Below are 19,004 nucleotides of genomic sequence, written 5' to 3'. Positions count from 1 at the left end.
AGCGCGTACCGCCCGCCGACCGTTATCCGACCTTGTAGACCCAGATCAGCGCGGAGGACAGTTCACCGTCCGCATTCCACTGGTAGTGCCGGGCCAGGCCCTCCCCGCTGTACCCGCGGACGAACTCCAGCAGGTCGGGGCGGGTGAGTTTGCCGGCATCGATACCGGCCGCGAGGATGGTGGTGAGGTCGTAGCCCTCCACCGAGTACACGCCCGGCGCCTGGCCGTTCAGTTCCTCGTAGGCCTGGGAGAACTCGTCCGGCCCGGGGCCGCACGGGCACGACAGCAGCGCGCCCTCCGACGAGCCGCCCGCCTGCGAGACGAACTGCGGATCGTTGGTGCCGTCGGCGGAGACGAAGGTCGCGTCCACCCCGCCGGACCGCAACTGCTGCACCAGCGGTGCCGCCTCGGCGTAGTACCCCGAGTAGAAGATCGCGTCCGGCTGGGCGCCGGAGATCTTGGTGACGGTGGCGGAGAAGTCCTTGTCGCCCTTTTTGATACTGGCCGCGCAGGCCGGATCGGCGGCCGCGCCCAGGCCGGCGGTAATGCTCTGGGCCAGACCCACACCGTAATCGGTGTTGTCCTGGACGACGCACACCTTCTTGTAGCCGGCCGTGCCGACCAGGTACTTCGCCACCGACGGGCCCTGCACATCGTCATTGGCCAGGCCGCGGAAGAAGGTCTTCCAGCCGTTCTTCGTCAGCGTGGCATTGGTGGCCGAAGAGGAGACCGCCACCAGCCCGGCATCGCTGAGGATCTGACCGGTGGCCTTGGTCTCGCCGGAGAACGCGGGACCGACCACACCGAGCACCGACGGATCGTTCACGATCTGCGGGATCACCTGGCTGGCCTTCTGCGGATCGCCCTCGGTGTCGTATTCCTTCAGCGTGATCCGGCAGCCCGGATTCGCCTTGTTGTGCTGGTCCAACGCCAGTTTCACACCGTTGACGATATTGATGCCCAGTGCCGCGTCGGGGCCGGTCAGCGCGCCGGCCATGGCAATGGTGGTGGTCGGCGGGCAGGTGGCCGCCCCGTTGCCGGCCGGATCGGCCGCGGCGCCGCTGTCGGCGGCCGGTACTTCCTTACCCGCCGAGTCGATCTGCATCAGCGGTTGGATGGACAGTCCCCCCGCTCCCGCCGTATCCGCCTCACCGGCGGTTTTGTCGCCGCAACCTGTCAGGACCAGCGCCGCGGCAGCGCCGATACCCAGTATTGTGCGTACCGTGCGCCCGCGCCGGGGGACACCCGGCAGCCAAGTAGAATCAAGCACGATCTACCCCTATGTTCCTCATCAACCTCGGCCGGCCGAGGAAGCCGAAAACTCCGACTCGTGAGAAACATAGCTCCGGCATGTTGATCCCGTGTCACATTCGGATCATCGGGATGATGTCTTCGCACATTATTTTCCGGCCGGTGTTTCCGGGCTGTTAAGGCCGGTAAGCGCCCGCCGCGGGGATCACTGCGGGGTGAGGTTCTCCAGGACGACCTCGGCCACGGCCTTCATCGTGGTGCGGCGGTCCATGGCGGTGCGCTGGATCCATTTGAAGGCCTGCGGTTCACTGAGCCCCTGCGTCTGCATGAGCACGCCCTTGGCCCGTTCGACGAGTTTGCGCGTCTCCAACCGCTCGGACAGGCCCGCGACCTCGCTCTCCAGCGCGGTGATCTCGTGGAAGCGACTGGCCGCCAGTTCGATCGCCGGAACCAGATCGGATTTGGTGAACGGTTTCACGAGATAGGCCATGGCACCGGCGTCGCGCGCCCGCTCCACCAGGTCACGCTGACTGAACGCGGTCAGGATGACCACGGGCGCAACACGTTTGGAGGCGATCTCGGCCGCGGCATCGATCCCGTCCCGGCGCGGCATCTTCACATCCATGATCACCAGATCCGGCCGGTGCTCCACCGCGAGGTCCACCGCCTGCTGACCGTCCCCGGCCTCCCCCACCACCCGGTACCCCTCTTCGGTCAGCATCTCGACCAGATCCATCCGGATCAACGCCTCGTCTTCGGCGACGACCACGCGTTTCGCCGCGGCGTCCGCACTAGTGCTCATAAACGACCCCTCTGGTTCCGATGCCTCGTCCCGAGAGCACGGACGACGGATCTCGGCCGGGGTACGGCTGTCGATCCGCCGTCACGCGATCGGGTGGTGTAGAGACTACCTTTCACCGGGATCGGCGGTGCATATACCCTGCGTAACCGGGTTCCGGCCCTATCGGGTCCCCCGCGATTGGGTGTTCCGGGCCGGCAGCGGATACTATGTGCACCCGGTGCGCCGAGTTGGCGGAACTGGCAGACGCGACGGTCTCAAAAACCGTTGTCCGAAAGGACGTGTGGGTTCGAGTCCCACACTCGGCACCAAGGTCGGACGATATTTTCGAATCCGGCCGATTACCGTTCCGATGGCGAGCGCGGCTCCCGCCGCCACATATCACCCACGTACTGCGCTCTCAGGGTGGTCGCTCCGAGCTCGACGAACATCATCTCCTGGTCGCACGTACGGGCCTCGTCGATCGCGCGCCGGCTCCTCCTGATCCGCGCGGGGGCCGTCGGCGGCGAGGCGTTCGGTCGGCACCCGGGCCCGCCGGGCGCGATATCGGGAAGCGGGGTCAGACCCGTGGCCCGACCGCGGGAGGCGCCCAGCTGCCGTCGAGAATGCCGGATTCGGGCCAGTAGGCGCGCAGGACGAGCGAGAATTCGTCAGCGGGCGCGGGTAGCCAATTGGCGAGCTGTTTCGGATCGCTGGGGCCGGCACCACCGACGGTGAGGGTGAGTGAGCCGTCGTCACCGTAGGTGAGGTCCTGATTCCTGGTCCCCAGCGAATACCGGTCCAGTTCGTTGGAGTGGAAGAGGTGGCGGCTGTTGTAGACCGTCAGCGACCAGAACCCCCGCACCGGCGGCAACTGCCCGGCGGGAAAGTGCACCGTGTAGGTGCGGGCACCGTGCAGGCGGTCGCCGGCGTCGTCGAGATCCTGGTAATAGCAGGCGGTTTCGTCCGGTACGTCGGCGAAGATGTTCGCTTTCGCCATCGCGGTCCGGGAAAGGTAGTCGGTCCCGAACTCGGCGCCGTGGTGCCCGGTGGTCCAGTGCCGGGCCACCGGGATGCCGATATTGCGGAATTCGAACAACTCCCCCACCGCCACATCGGTGTCGACCGCGGCCTGCCGCAGCACCTCCGCGATCTCGCGGTCGTGCGCGGCCGCGGCGAGCACTGCGCGCAACCGCGCGTACAGGGCCTGCTCACCCGGCCGCGGCGGCACCTCGTCGAGCACCTCACCGAGTACGCAGAAGAACTGCTCCGGATCCACCCACTGCCGCTCGTGCCGGACGCGGGGCGCGGAACCCCCGCCGAAGGAGGGCGCCGACGACCGGTCGGCGATCCGCACACTGCCGTCGAACTCCGACAGCGGATACATGGTGATCCGGTCCACCAGCGGCGCGATCACCGCACGGTCGCGCGCGGTGTCGTCGAGGAAAACCCGGGGGATCACCGCCCCGCAGCGGGTGTCGTAGCGGAAGACACCGGTGATCCCGGCGGGCACCGTACCCGTCCACAATTCGTGCGCGAGCAGATAGAACCCGGGCGTGGTCCGGTACATGGCACCGAGCCGGGCGAACGAATCGGTGCGCTGATCCACCGCCTGATACACCCAGAACCGGTCACCGAATTCGGGTACCTGCACCACCGAGGGCTCCAGCCGCCCGTCCAAAACCCCGAACCCGTGGACCACGTCCTGATCCGGGCACGCGACGAGACGTTCCTCGGGCCGGAGATAATCGCCCAGCATGCTCAACGTGCCGGGTGGACCGGCGGGCACGGTCCCGGCCAGCAGCCCGGGCTCGGCGAGCTGATTCATCGCGACGCGGCGGTTGTGCATGTTCACCAGCGGCCAGCCCCACAGATACGCGGTCCGCGCTACCGTTCGCGCGTATTCCGGGGTCACCGTCGGTCCCGCGAAACCCACAGAACCGGCCATGAGCAGCCACCTTCCCCTCGCTCGACGGGTCCTCCGGGCATACTTCGGCAACCGTACGCCGCAGATCGTGTTCCCCGGCTCACCCGGACCGGGTGAACCGACCGGAGAAACCATCCGGGCATCCGGGACGGATCACCTCGCAATTCGAACTCCGCACGCGGACCGCACGGCCCCACCGGAGAGACGGCACGGTCTTCACGGAAACATTTTTCGTACCGCCGGGAAAAATCGGGCCGGATTCGTGTACGGCACGCTACATGCAGATGAATTGACACCCGGAGCGCTGTGAAATTGCACAGAGACCGGTGCTCAGCGCAGGCGGCGGGAATTACCGTGGCCGCTATGCACATCCTGTTCGTCTGCAATGGAAACGTGTGCCGTTCGGTGATCGCCGAACGGCTCACCCGTTCCATCGCGGTCGAATACCGGCTCACCGGCATCACCGCCGAAAGTGCCGGCACCCGGGCCCTGGTGGGCTTTCCGGTGGAGCCGCGGGCGGCCGAGGCCATCACCGGGCTCGGTGGGGATCCCGGTGGTTTCCGTGCTCGCAAACTCAGGCCCGAGCATAGCGATCGCGCGGATCTCGTACTCACCATGACCGAGAACATTCGCGACGAGGTGGGCGACACGGCGGCCGGCTCGAACTCACGGACCTTCACGCTGCTGGAGGCCTACCGAATCGCCCGCGTCACCGGCGCCCGGACCGTGGCCGATCTACATCGCCACCGGCACAACCTGTCGCGGGTCGGGCGGGAGAACATCGCCGACCCGGTGGGCCTGTCGGCCAAGTCGTACTGCGAGGTCGGTGACCGGATCGCCGACGCGCTGGTACCGCTGCTGGTCGCCCTGGCCCCCACCGCCACGCCCGGGGATCAGCATTGGGGCCGGCCGCCGCTGGTGGTGCAGCCGAATGCCGCCACGCCCCGGCTCTCACCACTGGTCGCGGCCCAGCACACCGGCTGGTACGCATGAGGACTCGAGCCCGAACACCGGTCTGACCGGCGCGCGGTCCGTCGCGGTTGACGACCCGCCGATTCCCCGCCGTGCCGCGGCAGGCCGCGGCCCCGCGGACCCGCGTCCGGCCCGCCGGGGCCCCGGACAACCGCGAATACCGGCGTGCAACCTGACTTTCCACGTTCCGGGCACTACACTCGCCATCCGGACCATCGTTCCGAAGAATCCGATCCCGTTGCAGGTTCGACACACGACAGGAATCAGGCATGCCGAAACGCATTTCGGATGTTTCGCTTCATGTTTATGTGACCCCGGAAATCCTGGACGATCTCGTCGACACCGTCCGAGCGGAACTGGACGAGCATCTGGGTGAGGGTGATATCTGCGCGTGGCGTTTCACCCTGCCCGTCGCCGAGGACGATTCCCGGCACCGCGAGTTCGACAACCGCTGGCGCACCGCGAATCCGGGGGCGCAGCCGCAGGGGCACGCGACGTTCGAGATCGCGCTGAGCCTGGCCGGCGATCCGGCCGAACTCACCGACGGCTATCTCGCCGCCCTCGAACACCGGCTGCTCCGGGGACTGGACGCACACGGCCCCGGCGCACCGTTCACCTTCAGCGCCGAACAGCGCACCGATCTCGGCGGGGAACCGCTGTTGCCGGAGCGACTCTGATCCGGCAGTTCGCGTCTGCTCAGCGGCGGGCCGGGAAGTGCCGGATCACGCCTTCCTGCACGGTCGTCGCCAGCAGGTCGCCCGCGCGCGAGTAGAACCGGCCCGTGGCCAGACCACGCGAACCCGCGGCGACCGGGGACTCGGTGGAGTACAACGCCCAGTCGTCGAAACGGAACGGCCGGTGGAACCAGATGGAATGGTTCACCGTGGCGGCCACGATCCGGTCCAGACCCCACGACAGGCCGTGCGTGGTGATGATCGAATCGAGCACGGTGGTGTCGGAGGAATAGCTCAGCGCCGCGACATGGACCAGCGGATCGTCGGGCAGAGTGCCGTCGGCGCGCATCCACACCCGGTTGTGATTGAGCTTCTCCCCGGTCCCCTTGAGAATCCAGGCCGGATCGTTCGTGTACCGCATATCGATCGGGTGCGGGGCGTTCACGAACATCTCGAGTTTGTCCTCGAACCCGGCGAAGCTCTCCTGGATCCGCGGCAGGGTCTCCGGGTCCGGCACCTCGGGCCGCTCGTGCGCGTGCTCGAGGCCCTTACCCCACTCCTGGAACGAGGCCAGCATGACGAACAGTTCCTGGCCGTCCTGGGTGGCGGTGACCGTGCGGTTGGCGAATGCCCGGCCGTCACGATGCCGCTCCACGTGGTACTCGATCGGCTTCTTCACATCGCCGCCGCGCACGAAATGAGCGTTCAGCACGTGGATCGGACGATGGCCGGCGGTCCGGCCCGCCGCGATCACCGCCTGGGAGACGAGTTGGCCGCCGAAGGTCCGGCTGGACACCTTCGCCGGATGGTGTCCGAGGAAGACGTCCTCGGACACCTCGTCGAGGTCCAGCAGTTCCAGCAGGGTGTCGAGATCGGTGTGGTTGTCCGTCTCGGTGTCGTCGACCGGCGCGCTCACCGAGCGGCTCCGCGATCCTCGGTCATCAGTGGTCCTCCTCGCCGATGCGGTGCACGTGGATCAGGTTGGTGGAACCGACGGTACCGGGAGGGGAGCCCGCGACGATGACCACGAGGTCGCCCTTGCGGTACCGGTTCATGCTCAGCAGCGCCTGATCGACCTGTTTGATCATGGCATCGGTGCTGTCCACGGTGGGCACGATGAAGGTTTCGGTACCCCAGGTCAGTGCCAGCTGGCTGCGTACTTCCGGAAGGGGGGTGAACGCCAGCAGCGGCAGCGGCGTGTGCAGCCGGGCCAGCCGGCGGACCGTGTCACCGGACTGGGTGAAGGCCACCAGGGCCTTGGCGTTGAGACGTTCCCCGATATCGCGGGCCGCGTAGGAGATCACACCGCGCTTGGTCCGCGGGGTGTGGGTGAGCGGCGGGACGTTGGTGGATTCGGTCTCCACCGCGTGCACGATGCGGGCCATGGTGCGCACGGTCTCGATCGGGTACCTACCGACCGAGGTTTCCCCGGACAGCATGACCGCGTCCGCGCCGTCGAGCACCGCGTTCGCCACATCCGAGGCCTCCGCGCGGGTGGGCCGGGAGTTCTCGATCATCGATTCGAGCATCTGGGTGGCCACGATGACCGGCTTGGCGTTCTCCCGCGCCATCTGGATCGCCCGCTTCTGCACGATCGGCACCTGCTCGAGCGGCAGTTCCACACCGAGATCACCGCGGGCCACCATGACCGCGTCGAACGCCAGGATGATGGCCTCGAGGTTGTCGATGGCCTCGGGCTTCTCCAGTTTGCCGATCACGGGCACCCGGCGGCCGACCCGGTCCATCACATCGTGGACGAGTTCGATATCCGAGGGGGAGCGCACGAACGACAGCGCGATGAAGTCCACGCCCAGGTTGAGCGCGAATTCCAGATCCTCGATGTCCTTCTGGGAGAGCGCGGGCACCGAAACGTCCATACCCGGCAGCGAAACGCCTTTGTTGTTGCTGACCGGGCCGCCCTCGGTCACTTCGCAGACCACGTCGTTGCCCTCGACGCGGATCACCTCGAGCCCGACCTTGCCGTCGTCGACCAGCAGCCGGTCGCCGGATTTGGCGTCGGCGGCGAGCTGTTTGTAGGTGGTGGAGACGCGGTCGTGGCTGCCGACGATATCGTCGACGGTGATACGCACGGTCTCACCTGTCGCCCAGACCGTCCGGTCCTCGGCGAAGCGACCCAGTCGGATCTTGGGGCCTTGCAGATCGGCGAGTATGCCGACGGCGCGGCCGAGATCGTCGCAGGCCTGCCGCACCTTCTTGTAGTTTTCGGCGTGGTCGGAGTGCTCGCCGTGGCTGAAATTGAGCCGGGCGACATCCATACCACTCTCGACGAGCTCTCGAATACGTTCCTCGGTGGCAGTGGCCGGGCCGAGGGTGCACACAATCTTCGTCCGTCGCATCACGTGTCGAGCCTAATCCTGCCGAGTTGTCCCGCTCCGTCCGCCCCCGGGCGATCCGCCGGACCGGAGCATATGGCGAATCACGGGTAGACCTGCGAAGCTAACTCTGCCATACGAAATTCACTGCATAGCTACACAATGGTCAACTCCACGCTACGACATAGGAAATCGGCATGTCCGCGAACCACGACCGGGGCGCGGGCGGCGCCCATCGCGCAGCGACGCGTGGACCGCCCGGGAAACGGAACAGACCCCCGGCGCGGCCGGGGGTCTGCGGAAAGCGTGTGGCGGGTCAGTTCTCGCGCAGCGGCCGTCCCTGCGGGTCCTGCACACTGCCGGTGAGCATCATGATGCCGTCGATGAGCGGCCAGATACCACCGAAACCACAGGTGAGCCAGGTGACCGCGATCTGGGCGATCGCGATACCGGTATCGCCGATGTAGAACCGTCCCGCACCGAACGCGCCCAGGAAGATCTGCAGCAGGCCGGCGGTCAATTTCTGCTTGTCCGAGTACGGCACGCCGTTCATATCCCGGCCGTAGGGCGCCTCGGGGTCCATCGGGTTGTATCCGCCGGGGCCCATCGGGGGGCCGTAGCCGGCCGGCGGCTGGCCGTAGCCGGGAGGCGCCCCGTACTGGCCCTGCGGCGGGTACGGCTGCGGTTGGGACGGATAGGACTGGTAGGGCTGCGGTTGCGGCTGCGACGGGTAGCCCGGCGCACCGGGCGATTTGCTCAGGTCCGGCCCGGTTCCGGGTGGGCCGTACTGCGGCCCGCCCTGCTGGTACGGATCGGTCATCGTTCCTCCTTGGTCGGTGCCCCCCGGCAGCGGAAGACAACCTGGTGTCGCCTCCCCTCCGACAAGATGCTGCCAGATGCCCGCGCCGACCGCCGAACGGAGTCCTATTTGCCTCGCGGAGCAGCGGATTCGGCGGCTTCGCCGTCCTTCTCGGGCACGGAATCATCGGATGACCCGGTCGCGGTCGCCGCCGATTCCGCCGCGGCCGAACCGGACCCCGACTGCGTCTCCGCCGGATCGGAGTCCGCGGCGCCCGAATCGGTCTCCCCGGCTTCGCCGAGCGCTTCCTCTCCTGTCACAGGCTCGGAAGACGATGTGGCACCGGCAATTCCGGTGTCTTCGACCTCATCCTTTCCGACGTCCCCGGCCACGTCACCGGCGGTATCCTCGACCGTCTCGTCGGCGGTGCCTGCTGCCGTCGCCACCGAACCCGCCGCGCCGGCGGCCCCCGCCGCACGCAATGCGCCCAGCTGCCACGGCCACGGCCGGGGAGCCGCGTCCGGGCTCAGCTGCTCGGGGGTTTCGCGCCCCTTGGTCGCGAACAGGACATAGGCGACCGCGGCGAGGAACACCAGACCGGAGGTGAACGAGTTGATCCGAATACCCGCGATCTGCGTGGCCTCGTCGTCACGCATGAGCTCGACGAAGAACCGGCCGAAGCAGTAACCGGCCACGTACAGGGCGAACAGCCGGCCGTGGCCGATCCGGAAACGCCGGTCGATCAGCACCAGCGCGACCACCACCAGCACGTTCCAGATCAGCTCGTAGAGGAAGGTGGGGTGCACGATCGAATGCACCTCGCCGGAGGAGACACCGTTCATCATGTCGAGCCGGCCGGAATCGTCGAACCGCAGATAGATCTCCAGGCCCCACGGCAGATCGGTTTCCCGGCCGTAGAGTTCCTGGTTGAAATAGTTGCCGAGCCGTCCGATGGCCTGCGCCAGCAGAATCGCCGGGGCGACGGCGTCGCCGAGCGCGGGCAGCGGGATCTTGTATATGCGGCAGGCGATCCAGGCCCCGATGGCGCCGAAGAAGACCGCACCCCAGATACCCAGCCCGCCCTGGTAGATCTTCAGCGCGTCCACCGGGTTGCCGTCGGCGCCGAAGTACTTCTGCCAGTCGGTGGCGACGTGGTAGAGGCGTCCGCCGACGAGCCCGAACGGGACGGCGAAGACCGCGACATCCAGCACGGTGCCGGCTTCGCCGCCGCGGGCCTGCCAGCGTTTCTCACCCCACCAGATGGCGACGATGATCCCGAGGATGATGCAGATCGCATACGCCCGCAGCGGGAACGGGCCGATTTCCCAGACGCCCTGCGGCGGACTGGGGAGATAGGCCAGCAGATCGGCGGCGTGCGAGACGGCGCCGCCGGGGGTTCCGGCGGTCGCGACGGTATCCGGTGCGGCGATAACGGTCACGGGGCAACCGTAGTCGAGCCGATTATCCAGGCAAGTACGGGCTCCACCCGTGTGTCACGGGCAGCACGCCGATCAGGACGTGACCGTCGCCGCGCGGACCCCGCCGGCCAGCTCGCCGGTCAGGGCGCGGACCGCGTCCAGGCCCTGCGCGGCGGCCGAAACGAGGGCGGACCCGACGATCACACCGTCGGCGTACGCGGCGATCTCGGCGGCCTGTGCGCCGGAGCGCACGCCCAGGCCCACACCGATCGGGATCTCGCTGTGCTCATGGATCCGGGCACACAGAGCGGGCGCCATGGTCGAGACGGCGTCGCGGGCGCCGGTGACACCCATGGTCGACGCGGCGTAGACGAAACCGGAGCTGGCCTCGAGGGTGGAGGCCAGACGCTCCTCGGTGGAGGACGGGGCGACCAGGAAGATCCGGTCGAGATGATGGGCGTCGGAGGCGGCGAACCAGTCGCCCGCCTCCTCCGGGATCAGGTTCGGGGTGATCAGTCCGGCACCGCCGGCCGCGGCCAGGTCGCGGGCGAAACGGTCCACACCGTACTTGAGCACCGGGTTCCAGTAGGTCATCACCACGGCCTGCGCACCCGCACTCGTCACGGCCTCGACCACGGAGAACACATCGCGCACCCGGACCCCGCCGCGCAGCGCCTGATCGGCGGCGGCCTGGATGGTGGGTCCGTCCATCACCGGATCGGAATAGGCAACGCCGACTTCGACGATATCGCAACCGGATTCGACCATCGCGCGCACGACCTGGCGCGATCCGTCGAGGTCCGGGTATCCGGCGGGCAGATATCCGATGAGCGCGGCCCGGTTTTCGGCCCGGCAGGCGGCGAAGGTGGCGCCGAGTCGGGAATCGGAACTCACTGGCCGTTCTCCTTGCCGGTGTCCGGATCGTCGAAGAGCCCGAACCAGCGGGCGGCGGTATCCATATCCTTGTCACCACGACCGGACAGGTTCACCAGGATGATCGCGCCCTCGCCGAGTTCCCGGCCGAGTTCGATCGCCCCGGCGACCGCGTGCGCCGATTCGATGGCCGGGATGATGCCCTCGGCGCGGCTCAGCAGCAGCAGGGCGTCCATCGCGGCGGTATCGGTGACCGGGAGATACTCGGCGCGGCCGATATCCTTCAGGAAAGCGTGCTCCGGGCCGACGCCGGGATAGTCCAGCCCGGCGGAGATGGAATGCGAGTCGATGGTCTGGCCGTCCTCGTCCTGCAGCAGGTACGAGTAGGCGCCCTGGAACGCACCCGGGGAACCGCCGGCGAAAGTGGCCGCGTGCCGTCCGGTCTCCACACCGTCACCGGCCGCCTCGTATCCGATCAGCCGGACGCCGGGGTCGTCGATGAAGGCGTGGAAGATTCCGATGGCGTTGGAGCCGCCGCCCACACAGGCGGTCACCGCGTCGGGCAGGCGCCCGGTCAGGGACTGCACCTGGGCGCGGGCCTCCAGTCCGACGACCCGCTGGAAATCGCGGACCATCACCGGGAAGGGGTGGGGTCCGGCGGCGGTGCCGAAGCAGTAGTAGGTGTCGTCGGCATTGGTGACCCAGTCACGCAGCGCCTCGTTGATCGCGTCCTTCAACGTCTGCGAGCCCAGGGTCACCGAGACGACCTCGGCGCCGAGCAACCGCATCCGGGCCACGTTGAGCGCCTGCCGCGCGGTATCCACGGCCCCCATGTAGACGATGCATTTCAAGCCCAGCAGCGCGCACGCGGTGGCGGTGGCGACACCGTGCTGCCCGGCGCCCGTTTCGGCGATGATCCGGGTCTTGCCCATCCGCTTGGCGAGCAGCGCCTGGCCCAGCACATTGTTGATCTTGTGCGACCCGGTGTGGTTCAGGTCCTCGCGTTTGAGCAGGATCCGCGCGCCCCCGGCGTGCTCGGCCAGGTTCACGCATTCGAAGACCGGCGACGGACGGCCGGTGTAGTCGCGCTGCAGCCGGTCCAGCTCGGCGAGGAAGTCCGGGTCCAGCCGCGACTTGTCGTATTCGGCGGTGACCTCCTCGATCACCGCCATCAGCGCCTCGGGCACATGCCGGCCGCCGTAGACGCCGAAGTGGCCGCCCTCATCGGGTTCGTGCTCGCTACGCTGGGCCACTCCCCGGCTGGCGGCGGGCAGCGGAGCACTGGTGGACGAGGGGCCGCCCGCGGTCATCATCGCCCCCGCCGGGCCGGTTTGGGGCAGGACGGATGCGTGCCCGCGGTGACCAGTTCGGATACCGCGGCGCGCGGGTCGCCACTGGTGACCAGCCCCTCGCCGACCAGTACCGCGTCCGCGCCGGCACCGGCGTAGGCGAGTAGATCGGCGGTGCCGCGGACCCCGGATTCGGCGATCCGGATGACCTCGGTGGGCAGGCCCGGGGCGATCCGGGAGAAGCAGTCCCGATCCACCTCGAGAGTTTTGAGATTCCGGGCGTTGACCCCGATGACCGTGGCGCCCGCGGTGAGCGCCCGATCGGCCTCCTCCTCGGTGTGCACCTCGACCAGCGCGGTCATCCCCAGCGATTCGGTGCGGTCGATGAGCGAGGCCAGGGTGTCCTGCTCCAGCGCCGCGACGATCAGCAGGATCACATCGGCGCCGTGCGCCCGGGCCTCGTGGATCTGGTAGGGACCGACGACGAAATCCTTGCGCAGCACCGGAATGTTCACGCTGGCCCGGACCGCGTCCAGATCGTCGAGCGATCCGTGGAACCGGCGGCCCTCGGTCAGCACACTGATCACACGCGCCCCACCGTCCTCGTAGGCCTTGGCGAGACTGGCCGGATCGATGATCTCGGCGAGTGCCCCTTTGGATGGACTGGCCCGCTTCACCTCGGCGATCACGCCGATACCGTCTTCGAGAAGTGCGGCCTTCGCATCGAGCGGCGGGGCCGCGGCGGCGGCCGCTGCCTTCACTGCCGGGAAGTCCAGCACCGCTTCCCGAGCGGCTACATCCGAGCGGACCCCGTCGAGAATCGAGTCGAGTACCGTCATCTGGCTCGAATCCTTTCTGGGGAGACGCGAGTTATTGCCTGCAGGATTCCCCCAGGCGATGTCTCACCGATGCTGAACAAGAGTAAATGGAAGCGCGCGGCGCCGTGACGCCGGGGGCGGGTCACACCGCCCCGGCCGACCTGCTAAGGGGCGTCGCCGGATTCCTTCGAATCCGCTTTTCCGGCCGTACCCGGCCGGTTCTCGCCGTCCCCGGACGCCTCAGGAATGTTTCCCGAGGCCTCGGAATGGGTATCGCGCGTGTTCGGTGTGTCGCCCGGCGCCGCCGGCTCCGTGTCCGCGGGATCGGTCGGGTCGGCACCGGCATCGAGGGCATCCCACAGCACCCGTTCCGGCAGCGGGCCGCCCGCCGTACCCTCCTGGACCGCCCGCGTCGCCGCGGCCTTACGGGTGGCGGGGGCGTCGTATTTGCCGGAGAGCTGTTTCGCACCGGCCGGCATCCGGGCCAGCAGCAGTCCGGCGCCGAACGCCGCCGCCGCCCCGGCCAGCGCGAGCACGGCGGCGCCCGGTGCCGTCACCAGCTCCTGCACCTGCGCCCGGCCGGGCAGTTCGGCCAGCGCCGCCGCCCGTTGCTCCGTGGCCCCGGACCCGGTGAGCAGCGCCAGCGCGGGAACGGCAGTCACCGCGGCGATCAACGCCACCAGGACTCCCACCAGCCGGCGCACCCACCCACGGGTCGCCAGAACCGCCGCGATCGCGGCCAGCAGCACCAGCGCCAGCGGTGTCAGCGCGCCGAACCAGACACCGCCGTTCAGTACGTCGGTGCGCGGCTCGGTGAGCCCGTCCGCCGACGTGACGGTGACCCAGGTCAATCGCGAGGACCCCCACAGCGCGGCCGCGGCCACGGCGAGCAACCCGATCGCGGGCACCGGGTACCGGCTGCCCGGGGCAGGTCCGGCCGGCGTGGCGGCGGACAGTTCCTCGTCGCCCCGGTCGACGGGCCCCGGCCGGGTCGCGCCGGAATCGGCACCGCCCGGGGCGGCACCACCGGTGTCGTCGGGGTCGGCGACCGGATCACCGGGTGCCGTCATACGGCGCCGCCGGGCACCGAGGCGGCGGATGCGCGATCCCCGTCCCGGCGCGGGTCTGCGTCGGTGCCCTCGTCGAAGGCACGCACCGTTCCGGCGGCGGCCACCGCGCGCAGTACGGCCATCGCCTTGTTACGGGATTCGGTGTCCTCGTATTCGGCCTCGGAGTCGGCCACCACACCGGCACCGGCCTGCACGTAGGCGATACCGTCCTTGAGCAGCGCGGTGCGGATGGCGATCGCGGTATCGGCGTCGCCCGCGAAATCGAGGTAGCCGACCACCCCGCCGTACACACCGCGCCGGGTGGGCTCGAGTTCTTCGATCAACTGCATCGCGCGGACCTTGGGCGCCCCGGAGAGCGTGCCCGCCGGGAAACACGCGCGCACCGCGTCCAAAGCGATCTTGCCCGGGGCGAGCCGCCCGGTGACCGTGGAGACCAGGTGCATCACATGGCTGTACCGCTCGACGTGCCGGTATTCGGTGACGCGCACCGTCCCGGGGACACACACCCGGCCGAGATCGTTACGGCCGAGATCGACCAGCATGAGATGTTCGGCGTTCTCCTTCGCGTCGGCCAGCAGGCCTTTCTCGAGCAGCAGATCGTCCTCCTCGGTGGCGCCGCGCCACCGGGTTCCCGCGATCGGATGCGTGGTCGCGACGCCGTCCTGCACCGCCACCAGCGCCTCCGGACTGGACCCGACAATGGAGAACGCGGTGTTGCCGTCCCCGTCCGGAATGTGCAGCAGGAACATGTAGGGGCTCGGGTTGGCCGCGCGCAGCATCCGGTACAGATCGATCGGCGCGCCGCCGTAGTCCATCTCGAAGCGCTGCGACAGCACCACCTGGAACGCCTCACCGGCCTCGATCTCGGAGACCAGGCGACGCACGCCGGCACCGAATTCGTTCGGGGTACGGGCCCGCCGGAACTGCGGTTCGGGCTGATCGAACACCGAGACCGTGGAGGGGGCGGGCGCGCCGAGCGCGGCGGTCATCCGGTCCAGCCGGGCGACGGCGTCGTCGTAGGCCGCGTGGACGTTCTCGGAGGTGCCGTCCCAGTTCACGGCATTGGCGATCAGAGTGATCGCGCCCTCGTGATGATCGAACGCGGCCAGGTCCGTGGCCAGCAGCAGCACCATCTCCGGCAGTCGCAGATCGTCGAGCGCGTGCTCGGGCAGCCGTTCCATCCGGCGTACCGCGTCGTAGCCGAGGTAACCGACCATGCCGCCGGTGAGCGGCGGCAGACCGGGCAGCCGTTCGGTGCGCAGCAGTTCCAGGGTCTCGTGCAGCGCCGTGAGCGGGTCACCGCCCGAGGGCGCACCCGCGGGAGTGGTGCCGAGCCAGGTGGCGTCGCCGTCCACGACGGTGAGCGCGGACGGGCTGCCCGCGCCGATGAAGGACCAGCGCGACCACGATCGGCCGTTCTCCGCGGATTCGAACAGGAAAGTGCCCGCGCGGTCACCGGCCAGTTTGCGGTAGGCCGACAGCGGAGTCTCCGAATCCGCCAGCACCTTCCGGGTCACGGGAACGACCCGGTGTTCGGCGGCGAGTTCGAGGAATCGTTCGCGGGAGGTAGTCGCGGGAGTGGGCGCGCCGTGCATTTGCCCTATCATTCCAGTTCCGCTCCGAGGCGTCACGACGCACCCCGCGCGACCCGCCGTCACAGGTACTGTCCGGGTATGAAGATCGGCTCGCTCGCGCCCTCGTTCGAACTCCCGGATCAGAGCGGTACGCTCCGCTCCCTGGACTCCCTGCTGGCCGGCGGGCCACTCGTCCTGTTCTTCTACCCCGCCGCGAACACCCCCGTATGCACCGCCGAGGCCTGCCATTTCCGTGATCTCACCGCCGAATTCGCCGCGCTCGGCGCCGGTTGCGCCGGGATCAGCGCCGACGCGGTGGACGTGCAGGCCGGGTTCGCGGGATCGCAGCGGCTGGAATATCCACTGCTCTCCGACGCCGACGGCACGGTCGCCGCGGAATACGGAGTCAAACGCGGCCTGCTGGGCAAGCTGGTGCCGGTGAAGCGGCATACCTTCGTGATCGGTACCGACCGCCGGATCCTGACCGTGATCAGCAGTGAACTACGCGCGAATGTGCACGCCGACAAGGCGCTGGAGTTCCTCCGCGGCCGCACCGCCGCCTGATCCGCCGCGGGGCCCGCCCGGGCCCTGTGAATGAACTCACCTTCGTTTCCGAGATGCCACACGACCGAGCGAAGTCGTGGCAAACTCTCCATAGCCGAGCGACCACTGCCGCAATCGTCGCCGGGGTGGAGAGAAGGCGGACAAGTGACGGATTGGCTGAACCCGGTCGAAGGACGCGCCTGGCGCGCGGTGGTCGCACTGTTGAACCGCCTGCCGGGGGCTCTGGACACCGACCTGCAGCGGGAATCCGGTGTCACTCATTTCGAGTACTGGGTGCTCACCCTGCTCTCGGAGGCGCCGGACCGGCGGCTGCAGATGAGCGAACTCGCACAAAGAGCTAACTCATCGCTATCCAGATTGTCGCATGTGGTGTCCAAGCTCGAGCGCATGGGGTGGGCGACCCGCACGGCGGCCCCCGGGCGGCGCGGGGTGCTGGCCCTGCTCACCGACGAGGGCCATCAGAAGGTCGTGGAGGCAGCGCCCGGCTATATGGACGTCGTGCGCCGGTTGGTGTTCGAGGGCCTGGATGCCCAACAGACCGCGGCCCTGGCCGATCTCGGCGAAACCCTCACCACCCATCTGGGGACGGTACTGGGGCGGTCCGGTCAGGCCACCGCCTCAGATTCGCGGCGCTGACCCGCCGGCCTACTCTCCGCCCAGCAGTACATCGGTGTCGAAGCACGTATGGGTACCGGTATGGCAGGCCGCGCCCTCCTGGTCGACGATCAGCAGCACGGTGTCGCCGTCACAGTCCAGCCGCACCTCGTGTACGTACTGGGTGTGCCCGGAGGTCTCGCCCTTCACCCAGTACTGCTGCCGGGACCGTGAATAGTACGTGGCACGGCGGGTGGCCAGGGTGCGCGCCAGCGCCTGGTCGTCCATCCAGGCCATCATCAGCACCTCGCCGGTGCCGCGTTGCTGCGCGACAGCGGCCACCAGCCCGGCCTCGTTGCGCTCGAGCCGCGCGGCGATCGCCGGATCGAGGATCTGGTCCATCACCGCACCACCAGATCCGCCGCCCGCATGGCGTCCTTGACCTGCGGGATGGTCAGATCGCCGAAGTGGAACACGCTCGCGGCGAGCACGGCGTCCGCACCGGCCTGCACGGCCGGGGCGAAATGCTCCACCGCACCGGCGCCACCGGAGGCGATGACCGGGATCGAGACCGCCGCCCGCACCGCGCCGATCATCCGCAGATCGAAACCGGCCTTGGTGCCGTCGGCGTCCATCGAATTGAGCAGGATCTCCCCCACCCCGAGTTCGGCGCCGCGGATCGCCCATTCGACCGCGTCGATTCCGGTGCCGCGCCGCCCGCCGTGCGTGGTGACCTCCCAGCCCGAAGCGGTGGCCGGCTCCCCGTCGGGCACGGTCCGGGCGTCCACCGACAGCACGATGCACTGCGACCCGAATCGCTGCGACATCTCGTGCAGCACCTCGGGTCGCGCGATGGCGGCGGTGTTCACCGAGACCTTGTCGGCTCCCGCACGCAGCAGCCGGTCCACATCCTCGACGGTGCGGACCCCGCCGCCGACGGTGAGCGGAATGAAGATCTGCTCGGCGGTGCGGGTCACCACGTCGAGCATGGTGCCGCGGTCGCCACTGGAGGCGGTGACATCGAGGAAGGTGAGTTCGTCGGCGCCCTGGGCGTCGTAGGCCGCCGCAAGTTCGACCGGGTCACCGGCATCCCGCAGGTTCTGGAAGTTCACACCCTTGACCACACGTCCGGAATCGACGTCCAGGCAAGGAATCACCCGAGTAGCAAGCATGGATTCCTCATCTCTCCTCCTCGCCGCGCGGACCGGCCGTATCCACCCGGTCGGAGACGGCGGTGTACCCGCTGCCCCGGGTCGCGGCGATCATATCCAGCAGTTCGGCGTGCACACCCGGCGCGGCCGCCAGCACCGAACCGGATTCGATGGTCCAGTCCATGCCCTCGAGGTCGGTCACCACTCCGCCCGCGCACCGCACCATGAGCGCACCGGCCGCGTTGTCCCACGGGTGGTGCCCGAAGACGATCGCCCCGCCCAGCGTGCCCTCGGCCGTGAAGGCCAGGTCGATACCGGTGGACCCGTGCATCCGCACCCGCGAGGACAGCGCGCTCAACGTGCCGAGGACCCGATGCCGGAACAGACCCGGCACCCGCCCGGTGGATTCGATATTGAAGGCCCCGAACCCGATCATCGCCTCGTCGAGCACAGTGGGGGCCAGCGGCGGCTGCGGTTTACCGTCGAGCAACAGCGGACCGCCCGCGACCGCCGCGTACCGGCGGCCCAGCGGCGGGAACCACGCCAGGCCCAGTACCGGCTCCCCGTCGCGGACCAGCGCCAGCAGCGTGCCGGTCAGCGGGTGCCCGTTCGAATAGTTGAAGGTGCCGTCGATGGGATCCAGCACCCACGCGGTACCGGTGGTGAGCGCGGGCCCGCCGAATTCCTCGCCGTGCACCGCGATCCCGGTCCGGTCGACGAGCCGGGCGGAAATGGTGCGTTCGAGTTCCAGATCGAGTTCGGTCGCGAAATCCCGCGACCCCTTGGCCACCGCACTGGGTGCGCCCCGGCCCTCAAGGAAACGGCCGCTCACCCCGTCGAGGATTTCGGCGGCGGTGGCCAGCAGAGTGGCCAGTTCGCTATCTGTTCCGGTCATCGTCTCGGCCCCCGGTCGTCGCGG

At 68.7% G+C, this 19,004-nt stretch carries 19 protein-coding genes and 1 tRNA gene; 5 read left to right on the top strand and 15 right to left on the bottom strand.

Annotated features, from left to right (window positions below):
- Positions 1 to 22: 22 nt before the first annotated feature.
- Together ACLML9_RS01970 and ACLML9_RS01965 are read right to left on the bottom strand one after the other, a co-directional pair.
- Entirely contained in the window at positions 23 to 1,213 is a 1,191-nt protein-coding gene (locus ACLML9_RS01970; RefSeq protein WP_411943834.1) for a branched-chain amino acid ABC transporter substrate-binding protein, read from the bottom strand.
- Positions 1,214 to 1,456: 243 nt separating this feature from the next.
- The gene (locus ACLML9_RS01965; protein WP_357429293.1) at positions 1,457 to 2,053 is read right to left on the bottom strand and encodes an ANTAR domain-containing response regulator; all 597 of its coding nucleotides are present in this window, start codon (positions 2,051 to 2,053) and stop codon (positions 1,457 to 1,459) included.
- A 221-nt stretch (positions 2,054 to 2,274) separates the two neighbouring features.
- On the opposite strand from ACLML9_RS01965, the gene ACLML9_RS01960 reads away from it, so the two are divergent.
- Positions 2,275 to 2,361 (top strand) — tRNA-Leu (locus ACLML9_RS01960).
- A gap of 248 nt (positions 2,362 to 2,609) precedes the next feature.
- Here ACLML9_RS01960 and ACLML9_RS01955 read toward each other — a convergent pair.
- Complete coding sequence (locus ACLML9_RS01955; protein WP_411943825.1) at positions 2,610 to 3,977, bottom strand: DUF1214 domain-containing protein; 1,368 nt, start codon at positions 3,975 to 3,977, stop codon at positions 2,610 to 2,612.
- A 342-nt stretch (positions 3,978 to 4,319) separates the two neighbouring features.
- Here ACLML9_RS01955 and ACLML9_RS01950 point away from each other — a divergent pair, with 342 nt between their 5' ends.
- Both ACLML9_RS01950 and ACLML9_RS01945 read left to right on the top strand, forming a co-directional pair.
- Complete coding sequence (locus ACLML9_RS01950) at positions 4,320 to 4,949, top strand: low molecular weight phosphatase family protein (protein WP_411943824.1); 630 nt, start codon at positions 4,320 to 4,322, stop codon at positions 4,947 to 4,949.
- A 248-nt stretch (positions 4,950 to 5,197) separates the two neighbouring features.
- Positions 5,198 to 5,605 carry a hypothetical protein gene (locus ACLML9_RS01945; RefSeq protein WP_411943823.1) on the top strand — a complete coding sequence of 136 codons (408 nt, stop codon included), beginning with the start codon at positions 5,198 to 5,200 and terminating at the stop codon, positions 5,603 to 5,605.
- Between the two features lie 19 nt (positions 5,606 to 5,624).
- Here ACLML9_RS01945 and ACLML9_RS01940 read toward each other — a convergent pair whose 3' ends face one another.
- The 9 genes from ACLML9_RS01940 to ACLML9_RS01900 all read right to left on the bottom strand — a co-directional run bounded on the left by ACLML9_RS01940 (position 5,625) and on the right by ACLML9_RS01900 (position 15,797).
- Complete coding sequence (locus tag ACLML9_RS01940) at positions 5,625 to 6,518, bottom strand: acyl-CoA thioesterase (RefSeq protein ID WP_411943822.1); 894 nt, start codon at positions 6,516 to 6,518, stop codon at positions 5,625 to 5,627.
- A gap of 25 nt (positions 6,519 to 6,543) precedes the next feature.
- Positions 6,544 to 7,962 carry a pyruvate kinase gene (gene pyk / locus ACLML9_RS01935; protein ID WP_411943821.1) on the bottom strand — a complete coding sequence of 473 codons (1,419 nt, stop codon included), beginning with the start codon at positions 7,960 to 7,962 and terminating at the stop codon, positions 6,544 to 6,546.
- A 289-nt stretch (positions 7,963 to 8,251) separates the two neighbouring features.
- Positions 8,252 to 8,755, bottom strand: coding sequence for a TM2 domain-containing protein (locus ACLML9_RS01930; RefSeq protein WP_030523751.1), 504 nt, complete (start codon positions 8,753 to 8,755; stop codon positions 8,252 to 8,254).
- Between the two features lie 104 nt (positions 8,756 to 8,859).
- Positions 8,860 to 10,098, bottom strand: coding sequence for a prolipoprotein diacylglyceryl transferase (gene lgt / locus ACLML9_RS01925; RefSeq protein ID WP_411943833.1), 1,239 nt, complete (start codon positions 10,096 to 10,098; stop codon positions 8,860 to 8,862).
- A 147-nt stretch (positions 10,099 to 10,245) separates the two neighbouring features.
- Complete coding sequence (gene trpA / locus ACLML9_RS01920) at positions 10,246 to 11,046, bottom strand: tryptophan synthase subunit alpha (RefSeq protein WP_411943820.1); 801 nt, start codon at positions 11,044 to 11,046, stop codon at positions 10,246 to 10,248.
- On the bottom strand, positions 11,043 to 12,338 hold the full coding sequence (trpB, locus tag ACLML9_RS01915) for a tryptophan synthase subunit beta (protein ID WP_411943819.1): 1,296 nt from the start codon (positions 12,336 to 12,338) through the stop codon (positions 11,043 to 11,045). The genes trpA and trpB overlap by 4 nt, the downstream gene beginning before the upstream one ends.
- Positions 12,335 to 13,153 carry an indole-3-glycerol phosphate synthase TrpC gene (gene trpC / locus ACLML9_RS01910; protein ID WP_030523755.1) on the bottom strand — a complete coding sequence of 273 codons (819 nt, stop codon included), beginning with the start codon at positions 13,151 to 13,153 and terminating at the stop codon, positions 12,335 to 12,337. Before trpC ends, trpB begins: the two co-directional genes overlap by 4 nt.
- Positions 13,154 to 13,296: 143 nt before the next feature.
- Positions 13,297 to 14,202: a TIGR02234 family membrane protein gene (locus ACLML9_RS01905; RefSeq protein WP_411943818.1), complete on the bottom strand. Its 906-nt coding sequence runs from the start codon at positions 14,200 to 14,202 to the stop codon at positions 13,297 to 13,299.
- Entirely contained in the window at positions 14,199 to 15,797 is a 1,599-nt protein-coding gene (locus ACLML9_RS01900) for an anthranilate synthase component I (RefSeq protein WP_411943817.1), read from the bottom strand. The genes ACLML9_RS01905 and ACLML9_RS01900 overlap by 4 nt, the downstream gene beginning before the upstream one ends.
- 78 nt (positions 15,798 to 15,875) lie before the next feature.
- On the opposite strand from ACLML9_RS01900, the gene ACLML9_RS01895 reads away from it, so the two are divergent.
- Together ACLML9_RS01895 and ACLML9_RS01890 are read left to right on the top strand one after the other, a co-directional pair.
- Positions 15,876 to 16,340: a peroxiredoxin gene (locus tag ACLML9_RS01895; RefSeq protein ID WP_411943816.1), complete on the top strand. Its 465-nt coding sequence runs from the start codon at positions 15,876 to 15,878 to the stop codon at positions 16,338 to 16,340.
- A gap of 144 nt (positions 16,341 to 16,484) precedes the next feature.
- Complete coding sequence (locus ACLML9_RS01890) at positions 16,485 to 16,976, top strand: MarR family winged helix-turn-helix transcriptional regulator (protein ID WP_411943815.1); 492 nt, start codon at positions 16,485 to 16,487, stop codon at positions 16,974 to 16,976.
- 9 nt (positions 16,977 to 16,985) lie between these two features.
- On the opposite strand, the gene hisI is transcribed toward ACLML9_RS01890, so the two are convergent.
- The 3 genes from hisI to ACLML9_RS01875 are packed head-to-tail and all read right to left on the bottom strand — an operon-like array spanning position 16,986 to position 18,980.
- Positions 16,986 to 17,336, bottom strand: coding sequence for a phosphoribosyl-AMP cyclohydrolase (hisI, locus tag ACLML9_RS01885; RefSeq protein WP_411943814.1), 351 nt, complete (start codon positions 17,334 to 17,336; stop codon positions 16,986 to 16,988).
- Positions 17,336 to 18,106, bottom strand: coding sequence for an imidazole glycerol phosphate synthase subunit HisF (hisF, locus tag ACLML9_RS01880; RefSeq protein WP_411943813.1), 771 nt, complete (start codon positions 18,104 to 18,106; stop codon positions 17,336 to 17,338). The genes hisI and hisF overlap by 1 nt, the downstream gene beginning before the upstream one ends.
- Before the next feature lie 7 nt (positions 18,107 to 18,113).
- Positions 18,114 to 18,980 (bottom strand): inositol monophosphatase family protein, encoded by an 867-nt coding sequence (locus tag ACLML9_RS01875; RefSeq protein WP_411943812.1) that lies wholly within the window; start codon positions 18,978 to 18,980, stop codon positions 18,114 to 18,116.
- Positions 18,981 to 19,004 lie beyond the last annotated feature (24 nt).

Origin of the sequence: Nocardia sp. NPDC002869 (assembly GCF_046764065.1) — a bacterium.
Classification (GTDB): domain Bacteria; phylum Actinomycetota; class Actinomycetes; order Mycobacteriales; family Mycobacteriaceae; genus Nocardia; species Nocardia rhamnosiphila.
This window is presented reverse-complemented; position numbering and strand designations above follow the sequence as displayed.